Here is an 11,808-nt window from a genome sequence, read left to right as displayed (position 1 = left end):
ATCCGCGTGCCTGCTACTGCTTCGGATTGAGGGTGGCCTCGATGCCGACCGTGAGCGCCCCTTGTCTCGCGATGCCCCAGCGGTTCCAGTGGAAGATGATCCAGAAGGGGATGATCTCCCGAACATGAAACAAGAGCTGGTTGTGGGCCGCGAGTCGACGCATGGCCACCGCCGTGCGCTGGTTGTTTTCGTATGCCGTCCGGAGCAGCGCGCGCTCGGCAGGCGCAATGTGGCGGAGCACCGTTTCGGACTCCGTCACGAAGGGACGCACTAGCTCTGCCATCTCCTTCGCGAGCGCGCGCCCCACCTTCGGTCGCCGCCCCGTGATCTCCATCCTCTTCCAGAGGTCCCAGGCCTCCCAGGCATCGTCGGTCATTCGCCGCACCAGATCGCTGACGATGAGGAGCGACAGGACCTCGGCGGACGCGGAGATGACTCCCCTGTGTTCACGGTCAATCGCCTTCAGCGCCAGCAGGCTGTCAGCGGCGTGGAAGTCATGCGCGACATTCGCACCCATGGCACCGCCGAATTGGAACTCCTCTGCCAGGTAGATGGAGCGCTCGACCTTCGCCACGGCCGGCTGCCGCAGGAGCCAAGACTCCATCGTCTGCAGCGTCAGCGGCGAGGTCTCGAACCTCAGCCGCATCCCCGGCGGCTTGTGCATGAAGAAGAAGCGACCTAATGCGCCTCGTCCTTGCCAGCGCAGGACCGCGCGCCGGAGCGCTTCGCCGAAGCGCGCGGGCGACGCCCGCGGCTTGAACGACACGCCGAGCTGCAGCCATCCGGGAAAAGGAGGCGACTCCACCAGAGCGCCCACCCCTGCGTTCACGAAGCGCTCGACGAGCTCGGCGAGCTGCCCGGACGAAAGGCCGAGCTGCTGGGCGCGTTCCATCCCCACGCGACGATTGCGCAGACTCGTGAGGACGAGGTCGGCGAGCGCGCGCGAGCTCGGGGCATGGGGCTGTTTGAGCGACGCTCTCACCGCGCATGTAGGACAGCGCGGCTCCGTAGGCGACGTCAACCGCCAACGACAGCGCATCCTAGAAAACGCGCGTTCAGGTGGCGCCGCCACCAAACAGGAGCGACAGGATGCGGATCTCGCGCATCGTCACTCCACCGCTGAACGTCATGCCGGCGCGCGGCGGGCCCGAAGCCGAGGGCATTCCATCGAGGGACATCTCTACGGCAACGCCGCCGGAGCCCGGCCCGTCCAATTTCACGCCGGACGGCAGCCCGTCGAGAACACGCGTGACGCGACCGACTCCGGCGCCCCACTCGTCGAACGGGAACGCGTCGAACTTGATGCGCACGGTCTGCCCGGGGGCAATCGCGGTGCGGTACGGCTCGGGCAGCTCCATGTAGCCGACGAGTCGCGCGCCGGTCGCTTCGAGCGTCGCCAGAACGTCGCCCTTGCGCACCTGTGAGCCCCTGGCGATCGCCACGTCGACCACGCGTGCGTCGACGGGGAAGACGACCCTGCTCTTGTCGATCACGGCAGCGATCGCGTCGCACCGTTGCGTCGCGGTCGCGACCTTCTCCCGCTGCGCGCGGGCCTGAGCGAGCAGCACCAGCGCGGTGGAAGCGTCGCGTTTTCGTGTCGGCTCATCGTCCCAGCTCGCGATTCGCTTCTCCAGTGAGGCGAGGTCACTCTTGTCGTCGCGTACCATCGCCGCGCAGCGTTCGTGCGCGGAGCGGTCCGTGCGGACGTCCAACTCGATCAGAACGTCGCCTGCGCGTCCTTCCTCTCGCGCTCGCCTGCGTACCTCGAGCACGGTGCCCGCAAACGGCGCCAGCATCGCGATCGACGGCCGATCGGGTCTCACCACGCCTCGCCCCTCCGCCACGTCGGGAGCACGCCCGAACCACCCAAGTCCGAAGAGTGCCAGCAACATGACGGCCAAGACGCCAAACAGCGCGATCGTGCGGGGCGGTGCGATGTCGACGACGCCACCGGGTGCGTCGGTGCGCTGGAACCTGGCGATGGCTTCTTTGCGAAACAGTCCCGTGTCCACCTGCTTCTCCTCCATCCTCTTTCAGAGCTGCGCCCGAACCAGTTCATAGTAGGCTCCGCGCTGCGCTATCAGCTCGTCATGCTTACCTTGCTCGACGATGCGCCCCTTGTGGAGCACGACGATACGATCAGCGTCGACGACGGTGCTCAAGCGGTGGGCGATCACGACACGCGTGGCGGTTGACTCGGCCAGGTGGTGCTCGATGAGCGCCTGACTGAAGTTGTCGAGCGCGCTCGTCGCCTCGTCCAGCAACAGCACCGCCGGCTTCGAGACGAGCGCTCGCGCAATGGCGAGGCGTTGGCGCTGGCCCCCAGAGAACGTAGTCCCACCTTCTGCAACGAGCGTGTCGTACTGCATGGCCATCTTCTCGATGTCGTCGTGAATGGCGGCCTGCTGCGCCGCCGCGACCACGCGTTCCAGCGGCACCCCCTCGACACCAAGGCTGATGTTCTCGCGGATGCTCCCGCCCAACAGGAACGGCTCCTGGAGCACCACGCCCATGCGGCGGCGCAACGCCTCGAGATCCAGCCCGGTCACGTCCCTGCCGTCGAAGAGGATCCGTCCCGAGGTTGGCAGGTAGAGGCCGAGCAGCAGGCGTCCAAGGGTGGATTTGCCGGATCCGGAGCTGCCCACGAGGGCCACCTTGGTCCCGCTCTCGATCTCGAGCGACACGTCCTCGAGCACCAGAGGCCCCTCCGGCGCGTACCGGAACGAAACCCGCTCCACGCCAATGCGGCCTCGCAGCTGCCCGGGCGAAAGGAGCGTCGCGGACGTTTGCTCGCGCGGCTCGCGGAAAGTCGATTGGGCCAGGCCGTAGTCGACCAGGCTCGGCGCACTCCGCAGCATCTGGAGCGACAGTGCGTGCGTGGCGGCGAGGAACGAGGCGAGCACACCCAGAAAGGCAACGAGCGCGGCTAGCGACATCGTACCCGCGAGGACGGCTTGCGAGCCTCGCCAGACGCACCACACCAGCGCTCCACCTCGAACCCATTCGAGCACTGGCACGACCAGCGCCATGACGCGCTCCTGACGCAACGCGGCTCCGAGCTCCTCGACGAAAGACGGGAACCAGCGCCGCTGTGGAGCGCGCCGATCTCCTGCCATCCGAAGCGTGACGATACCCTGCAAGAGCTCCATGAGACGGTCTTGCTGGCGTCCGCGCGCTGCGATCTCCGCCGCCGCCGCGCGGCGCACGGCGGGGAACAAGGTGCGCGCCACGATTCCGAAGACGATCAGCACTCCCAGCGGCGCAACCATCAGCTGTGGCGCGATGGCGAGCATCATCAAAGCGCCGACAGCGAGGGACAGCGTGCTGAGCAGAGCGGACACTCCCTGCGTCGAGAACAGCGACCGCACGTTCTCGAAGGCCTGCAAACGCGTGAGCACCTCGCCGGGTGGGTTGCGGTCGAAGAACGCGATTGGGAGCTTCAGGACATGGGTCATCAGCTGGTCGAGCAACTCTCGGTCGAAGTGCGCGCGAAGGTGCTCGATGGCGCGCCCCTGCATTTGCTGAGTGACGACGAACCCCATGGCGACCGCGCCGCTGGCTGCGACCAGGATGCCCAGCAGAGAGCGGTCGCTCGAAGGAAAGACCCGCTGCACGGCGAGGGCCATCGCAAGCGCTCCCAGAAAGACGAGCGACTGCAACAGCAGGGTGATGCCGAGAAGCCGCGCGATGTCTCCGATCCGGCGCCGCGCGAAGTCGCCCACGCGCTCCGGGAGCGTCGCGATCTCGGCGCTCGAGGTAGCGTCTCGGAGCTCGAAGGCGATGCCCGAGAAGGCTTCTTGCATCTCTCGCTCACCGAGGCGCACCGGTCCGCGCATCGGATCCATGACGTACCAGTGCACGAGGCCGCGACGCTCTAGCACCACGACGCGTTCTTTCGTCGTGACGGCAACCACTGGTTCGGTCAGCTCGCGCAGCTCCGTGAGGGGCACCTCGAGGCGACGGCAGCTCAAACCAAACGCGCGCGCGACTTCGGGAATGGCTTCGACGGAGACCGCACCCACCGACGCGAACGCCTCGACGACGTTGGAGACCGATACCGGACGACCCATCGCGCGAAGCAGCGCCGCGATACAAGCGGCCGGTACGTCGCGGTCGTCCTTGACGACGACCGTGGGCACCTTGCCGGAGGACCCGACGAGGAGCGCCTCGCGCTCTTCGCGCGCTGTGTCGATCGCCTGCTCGCGGGCGGCGTGGGCACGCTCGAGCTCCCCGTCTTCGAGCGCGACGGCCTCTCGCAGGTGATAGTTGGCGAGGCGGAACCGGCGCACCAGAGTTGCAGTGATTGGTGAAAGCAGCTTGCGGGCAACGCGCCGCCCGGACAGGAGCAGGTCGACGAGCGAGTCGCGTCCTATCATCAGTGCGACGACCTCGTTCTGTGCGACCGCAGTCATTGCATGCGTCCCGACGTCGAAAGCGCTCGACTCGCCGAGAATGGCACCGGGATCCGCGACGCCGAGCGTTCCCCCGTCCGCGCGCCGAAGCGTGACGTGCCCCGAAAGCAAGACGAACAAAGTGTCCGCGGGTGCGCCCAGCTCGAAGAGCACCCCACCGCGGGAGAACACGGCCCGCGCGCCGAGCGCCTCCACGGCGTTGAGCTCGGCCCGATCGAGCGACGCGCCGATCAACGTCTCGGCGAGCGGCAGTAGCCGTCTTGCGCGTGTATGGGTCTCTGCCGGCTCGCTCTGCGCCTTCTTGGATGCGAGCTCGGCGCAGCGGCGGATGGCCTCGCGCGTCCGCGCGGCGACGATGGCCCCCAGCGAGAGGATCGCGTGCACTGCGAGCGAGTCTCCGCGGTGCAAGAGCTCTTGGAAGCGACCGTACGGCAGGTGCAGGAGGCGGACATCCGAGCGCGCGACCACGCTGGCCGAGCTCGGGGAACCGTCGAGCAACCCAATTTCACCGAAGACCGCCCCCGGCCCGAGCTCGGTAACCGTCCATGTCGCGAGCCCCGGCTCGGCCAGCTCGATTCCGACCGTACCCTCCAGCAGGAAGAACAACCCCGTGGAGCGAGCATCCTGTTCGACGATACGCGCGCCTGCGGCTATGTCGGAGCGCACGAGCTGTGCGGCCAAGTCCGAACGCTCCTCGCTCGTCCAGTCGCGCAAAGCCTCGGCAATCTCCAGATCCTTCGCCGTCACCGGCTGCCGCTCGGGCGGAGGGACCGGCGCGGCGCGTTCTTCGTGCGTTCCCGCGAGCAAGCGAGCGTACGGTCCGCCTGCCGCAGCCAAGTCGTCGTGCCGGCCCTGCTCCACGATGCGGCCGCCGTCGAGCACGAAGATCATGTCGGCGTCCCGGATCGTGCTCAACCGGTGTGCGATGACGACACGCGTGCACGCGCGGGTGGAAAGGTAGCGCTCGATGGCTGCCTCCGTGACCGCGTCCAGGGCGCTCGTCGCCTCGTCGAGGATCATCACCGGCGGCCGATGCACGATGGCCCTGGCCAGCGCGAGACGTTGGCGCTGTCCACCCGAGAGGGCGCCGCCGTTCGAGGAGACGCGGGTGTCGTAGCCCCGTGGAAGCGCCAGAATGTCGTCATGGATCTGCGCGACGCGCGCGGCCTGGACGACATGGTCCATGGGCGCGTTGGGCCAAAACAGCCGCAGGTTGTCCGCCACGGTGCCCTCGAACAGGGCCGTCTCCTGCAGCACGACGCCGTACTGCCGCCTGACCGATGCGGGGTCCAAGGTGGACAGGTCGTGGCCGTCGAGCCGGATCTCGCCCTCGGTCGGCGGGTAGAGACCAAGCAGCAAGCGCGCGAGCGTCGACTTTCCGGAGCCGGAGGGGCCCACGAGCGCGACCTTCGTTCCCTTTTCGATCCGCATCGAAACGTCGGAGAGCACGGGCGGAGTCGTGGGCGCGTATCGGAAGTGAACGCCCTCGAGCTCGATCTCGCCTTCTAGGCGCGGGGAACGAGTCTCACGCTCGGGCTCGATCTCGGAGTTGAGCACGTCGTCCATGCGCTCGAGCAGGACCGGCACGATCTGCAGGCTGAGCAGGGCTTGAACCACGCTCTGCAGCGGTCCAAGCAAGCCCGCCTGCAGCATCTCGAAACCGACCAGCCGCCCGGGAGTCAGGCTGCCGTCGAGCACACGCTGACCGCCCACGAGCAGGATGACGACGGGGACGGCTGCCTGGATGCCCGCAAGGATGGTCGCAACCGACTGTCGCTTCATCGCGACTCGCGCGCCCGAGTTGAGCGACGCAATCCAGGCATTGAGCCAACGGCGATGACTGGAGGCCTCCGCGCCGGCGCTCTTGATTGTCGTGATCCCACGAAGCGTTTGCACCAGCGCGGTCACCGCGAGAATCTGCTTGCGTTGGGCCGTGTCAGCCCCCGCTTGTACGATCGGACGCCCAACCAGGAACACGAAGACGTAGATCGCCGCGGCCCCGAGCACGATCCAGCTGAGCCCCACGTCGAACGCGAACATCAATGCCAGGTACACGAGGAGCATCGTCGCGTCGGCCAAGATCGCGACGGACTGCCCGGCGAGCAGCTCGCGCATGACTCGGTTGGCTTGAACTCGTGACATCAGATCGCCCGTGCTGCGCTGGGCGAAGAACGGGACTGGCAGTGCGAACAAGTGCGCCATGAAGCGCTCGGTGATCGTGACGTCGAGCCCCGCACGGATGCGTACGAGCAGCCAGCCCCGCATCAGCGACCACAACGCGGAGAACGTCACCAGGCCAAATGCGGCTGCCCCCACGATCCACAACCAGTCCACCCGGCGGCGAGCCACGATCTGATCGATCGCTAGCTGCGTGGTCAGCGGGACCACCGTCGCGAGCACGTCGATGGCGAGGGACGCGACGAGCACCATGCCGAGGGCCCCCACGGCGCCCCGCAAGAGCGCCGTGTAGCGGGCGAGCGACACGCGCGTCTTGGGCCGCTCTGTGAACTCCGCCCCCGGTTCGAACTCGATGCAAATCCCGGTGAAGCTCTGGTTGAAGTCCTCGCTAGGGACGAAGCGCCGACCCACACCCGGATCCACGATGTGAGCGCCTCTCGGGGTCCAGCGCTCCAGAACCACGAAGTGATTCATGTCCCAATGCAAGATGAGCGGATCCTCCAAGTCGGCGAGGTCCGTGGGCTCGACGCGCATGGCCGTAGGCTCGAGGCCGTATTCGCGCGCGGCGACGACGATGTTCTGCGCGGTTGACCCGTCTCGCGAGATCCCGCACGCACGACGCACCTCCGATAGCGGTGCGTGGTGGCCATAGTATGCGAGTATCATCGCCAGCGAAGCTGCCGCGCATTCGACGGCCTCCATCTGGGCAATGAACGGGACCCGCCGGGGCACGGCAGCGAGCATACCTCAGTGCTCTCCCAAGTATCCGCACGGCCGCTCGATCGTGAACCATGCGCGAGAGGGAAAGTGTGGCACTGAGCTCACGCGGCAGGGTGTGTCGGCGGTGACCGAACTGACAGGAGCAGCACGCGGTCCCACGCGGGGTCTTCGTCGGAGAGCGCGGACGCCAACGCGAGGGCGACGCCGGCAACGCCCGTGAGCAGTCCGACGTCCGTATGCCAGCCCATGCGCCCACGCCTGTCGGGCTCCCAGGAGGCGAACCCCGCGATCCCCACACGGTTCTGACGAAAACCAAGCGCGCGAACGAACCACGACCGAGCCGCGCGCGCGAAGCTCGCCTCACCGGTCATGAGATACATCCGATGGTAGAGGTGACCGAGACCCGCAGCACCGTGACACAGCCCAGCGTCGACGACCCTGCATTCGTCCGGCGGGCGAAGGGCGGCGCGGAGTCCGATGCGAACCGCGTGATCCTTCCATGACCGCTCTCCCATCGCGCACGCCGCCACGAGGAGCGTTGCTGCCACGCCAGGATCGCCATAGCACCACGCCGATCGGGCGGGCTCCCGAGGCAATCGCGGGCCAACGGCGTACGCAAAGCCAGCGTCGACCCGCCCCGGTAGTTCCTGCGCCAGGAGCCAGCGAACTGCGCCATCCAGCAATCGTCGCGCGGTGCGCACGGCAATCCCCGCCCGGCAGGCGCCTCCGAGCAACGCGATCACGGCGGGAACGCCATGGCCGACCCCGAGGTTCCATGCGAGGTGTGGCTCGCGCCGGAACTGGGGCGGAACCCACGCTGGATCCGACCACCACGAAAGCCCAGGGCGTCGGCGCCGCGCCGTCTCGGCGAGGCGTTCGACGACCAGCTCGAGAATCCTCCGGCCGCCCGCCCGAGGCAATCGCTCGAGTGCGTAGACGCCGATCCCCGTGAGCCCTCGAATCAGGTCGTAGGAGTCGAGCCACGGCGTTCGGTCGACATACAGGAGCAGCGCGTCGTCGATGGCTTCGTTAGCGTCGTCGCCCGAGTTCCCCCGCAGATGCTCGACCGCCCACGCGACGCCGGTAAATCCGCCGAAAAGAGCAGGCGACATGTCCGTGCGGGCGAGCCCATCGATCGCGCGATCGAGGACCCTGTCCACGCGAACGCGGTGCCCGGAGCGCGGAAAGATGGGATCGAGCGCCGCGTGCGCGATCGCGAGCCCCGCATCGCCGTCGCTCAGCGATGGACCGCGGACACGACGCGGAGGCAGAGCAATCAACGCGCGCGAGATCTGACGCAACGCCTCCCTCGCCTCGTCGGCCGCACGGCCGCGCAACAATGGGCGACGTGCCATCACTCTCGCTCCGACGCGACCGCAGCGCGACCGCGCGCCGCCTCGGACACGTAAAGGCGTTGCAGGAATTCGTAGATGACCAGCTCCTGAGCACGGTGGTCGCAACGCAGCAGTCGATTGCAGTGCATGCGGAGAAGGCCTTCGACGAGATGATGCGCAGGGACGCTGACACGTCCATCCTGCTCTCGGGCGCGAAGTTCTTCCACCACGGAGCGCACACGGGTCGAGCGCTTCTCCATGACCCCGACGCCCGCGGACAGCGGATGTTTGCTCGTGGCCTTCACAGCCAGCAGCTCGACGAGCGAAGCCCGCTCCGCGCGAAAGCGAGCGCCCAATTGTCGCTCCAGCACGACGTTGACACGCAGCGCGACACCGAGGGTCTCGCGGGCGCGCGTGATGACGTCGGTGCGAGCCGCGAGGTCGAGGCCGAAGTCCAGCAAGGCCTCGTGACACCCACGAAGCGCCAGCCGCCAGCGCTCGTCCGCGCCGCTCCCTGATTCGAGGCGAGCGAGAATCGCGAGCGCCGCATCGCTATCTGCTTCATAGAGCGACTCGGCTAGCTCGACACCGCTCTCACCACCGTAGCGCTCGGCCTCCCGTTCGTATGTGTCGACCGCAATCCGCCACAGACGCCCGTCCTGGAGAAAAGGCGCCGCGTCCCGGTTCAACCGCGGCAACATCCTGGCGAGACGCACAGGGTCCCCGCGCAGCGCGACCGCCACGTGCCAGCGCGGGTCCGCGTTGCGAAGGAAGAACCATCCCGTGATCGTCTTCGCCCGTCGAGCGCGAGCCACCACGGGCGCAATCAAGTCCGTGAGAATGGCGTCAGCGCTCGCAGCGCCGGTGTAGAATTTGACGTAGAGCCACTCCGAGCCTGGAGCGAAGGAGCGGCGCAGCGCGGGCTCCGTCGTCAGCGTGCTCGCGACCGCCGCCGCGGTCGCCGCAGACCCCGCCGGGCGCACGAACGGTACGACAATCTGATGAGCGAAGCGGCCCTCGGGGCCTTCGGCTACCAGCTCGTCCGGAGCCGGGAACATTTCGGTGAGCGATGCCGCTTCGCGCCGCGCCAGGAGGGCGGCAAGCGACGCGACGCACACCGGGTTGTCGAGATCGACGGGCAGGGTTCTGTCTCCGTCGGCCAGCACGATCCAACGCGGAAGACGGTGGCGTCGGCGCAGCTCCTCCACGATGCCGAATCGCTCGGTCGGATTTGCTCGGGTGAGCGGTGAGAGCTCCTCTTCCCCGAGAGTCCAGCGTGCAAGCGACAAGACGATGTTGCCTCGCGAGACGCGGGGCAAGAACGTCGCGCTCGCGACCGGCCCCCAGTCCCACGTGAAGGCGTAGCGATCCCGCTCCCGTTGGAGACCGCAAAGAAAACGATAGATGGCGAGCGTTGACCTCGTGAAGCTGTGCGCGCTCGTGAGGCGAGGGACGACCTCGCGCCCGAGACGCTTCGAGAACAGGACGAAGCGGTCTCCGTCGAGGGTCAGGTAGAGGTCCGTGATGGGAATTTGCCGCTCCTCGGTCGCACCCGATCGGCCAAGGTAGGGGATCTCGTAAGCGCGCAGCGTGGGTCGCGCGAGGATGTTCCCGAGCCGCCCCTCCGGCAGGTGCACGATCTCGGCGAACACGGCGTCGGGCTGGAGCGCCTCTTCCGCGAGCAGGTGCTCCTCGACGCCGCGACGGATCTCCGAATCGCCGTAGCAGAAACGACCGAGGGCGATCGCACCGGACGGACCCGCGAGGAAATCGACGAGCAACCGCAGATCGCCACGCTCGAGCGCCTCCGGGCTCCGTGCCGCGAACGTGCCCCAGAATGCGAAAGCATGCGGCAGGGTTGCCGGCGGCGTGGGCGCAAGCGCGTCGAGATCGGAGTCGGATAGAGTCCACTCGAAGCGCCCCGCGCGAAGGGTCTCGACCAGACCGCGCACGAGACGCTGCTCGCGCTTCCCGAGCTCCCGCGTGGGCGACGGTCCGTCGACGGGGAACGCCAGGCGTTCGAGCAGGGGTGACCGCCCCGAGCCTCCCTCGCTCCTGGTGTTGAACCCCAAGCCCACCTCGTCGTCGAGGGCATCGCAGAGCGGCACCATGCGCCGGGTGGGCAGGGGCCCGTCGGTGGGCTCACCGTAGCGCTCGACGAAGGCCGCGTGGAATCGGCGCATCGCGGCATCCGGGGAAGGTATCGCCAAGCGCGTGCTGAGCTCGATGGCCTCTTGGATCGACCGAAGCGCTGCCTCTCCCAGGGCCGCTTTCGGCGCGGGCTTGTACAGATCGACATGGAACAGGCGAGCCCTGTCGATCTCCGCCGGCAGTACGGCGAGCCCATCGGCGACAGCGTGGTAGCGCTCCGGCGCGACTCCGAGCGAAGCGTCGTCGAGGGCACACAGGGAAGTGCGGGCTTCCTCCAGCGTTTGGGCGGCTCCCTGAGCGACAGGCCCCATGCTTCGCAGAACGGCAACCAGCTCCGACAGTGGTTCTCGACCCGTGACGTTCGGCGTCACGTTCGAGCACAAGATTTGGTTCGAGACGAGGCTCTCCACGTACGCGCTGGCTTCGTCGCGATCGATGTCGGGATCGTCGGCGACGATCGCGTTGACGAGCTCGGCAACGCTCGCGCCAGCGCGTGCGCGAGCGAGCGCAGCGTCGAGGTACTCCGTGCGCTCGACCGCCACGAGCTGGTAACTGCGCACACGGGAGCCCGGCTCAGTTACCCCTTCGGCATAGCGGAGCTTGCCTACCGCCGGGTACAAGCCCGAGCTGGGCCGAAAGCGAAGCGCGTCGCAGAACGAAGGATCTCGCTCGAATCCTTCGGCCAAGAGCGAGAGATACCCGGCGTCGAGCCGCGTGTGCTTTCGGTACTCTGCGAGCGGGGCGAGGACCAAGCGTGTGCCTTCAGCCACCGTTCGAACGACCGAGCAGCCCGCAAACAGGCCGAACGGCGTCGGGCGCGTCGCCATGCGCGCAAGGTAGCGAATCAGCGTCAGCGAGACGTCCCTGCTCGCGGGTGTCGTTGGATCCGCGATCCAACCGGGAAGCGCACGGTCGAGAGACGGAGATGCGATGAACAACGCCTCGCGAATCGCCGGCTGCTGGACCAGAGCCTGCATCCGCCTCACCACCTGAGCCGAGGCGGCGGCCGGCCC

The 11,808-nt window shown here is 67.6% G+C and carries 5 protein-coding genes; all 5 read right to left on the bottom strand.

What is annotated here, in order from left to right:
• Positions 1–13 precede the first annotated feature (13 nt).
• On the bottom strand, positions 14–766 hold the full coding sequence (locus tag H6717_35340; protein MCB9582364.1) for a hypothetical protein: 753 nt from the start codon (positions 764–766) through the stop codon (positions 14–16).
• Positions 767–1,055: 289 nt separating this feature from the next.
• The gene (locus H6717_35335; protein MCB9582363.1) at positions 1,056–1,712 is read right to left on the bottom strand and encodes an HlyD family efflux transporter periplasmic adaptor subunit; all 657 of its coding nucleotides are present in this window, start codon (positions 1,710–1,712) and stop codon (positions 1,056–1,058) included.
• A gap of 321 nt (positions 1,713–2,033) precedes the next feature.
• Positions 2,034–7,322: an ATP-binding cassette domain-containing protein gene (locus tag H6717_35330; protein MCB9582362.1), complete on the bottom strand. Its 5,289-nt coding sequence runs from the start codon at positions 7,320–7,322 to the stop codon at positions 2,034–2,036.
• An 89-nt stretch (positions 7,323–7,411) separates the two neighbouring features.
• Positions 7,412–8,665, bottom strand: a complete 1,254-nt coding sequence (locus H6717_35325; GenBank protein ID MCB9582361.1) for a lanthionine synthetase C family protein — start codon at positions 8,663–8,665, stop codon at positions 7,412–7,414.
• Positions 8,665–11,772 carry a lantibiotic dehydratase gene (locus H6717_35320; GenBank protein ID MCB9582360.1) on the bottom strand — a complete coding sequence of 1,036 codons (3,108 nt, stop codon included), beginning with the start codon at positions 11,770–11,772 and terminating at the stop codon, positions 8,665–8,667. The genes H6717_35325 and H6717_35320 overlap by 1 nt, the downstream gene beginning before the upstream one ends.
• Between the last annotated feature and the right edge of the window lie 36 nt (positions 11,773–11,808).

The sequence above is a fragment of the Polyangiaceae bacterium genome (genome assembly GCA_020633235.1).
In the GTDB taxonomy this organism is placed as follows: Bacteria; Myxococcota_A; Polyangia; order Polyangiales; family Polyangiaceae; genus JACKEA01.
Note: the sequence above shows the minus strand (reverse complement) of the source record. Positions and strands in the feature narration are given on the sequence as shown.

Excerpts from the sequence above, each read along its gene's own strand:
- H6717_35325 (MCB9582361.1), bottom strand. The coding sequence starts at position 8,665 with ATGGCACGTCGCCCATTGTTGCGCGGCCGTGCGGCCGACGAGGCGAGG.
- H6717_35320 (MCB9582360.1), bottom strand. The coding sequence starts at position 11,772 with ATGCAGGCTCTGGTCCAGCAGCCGGCGATTCGCGAGGCGTTGTTCATC.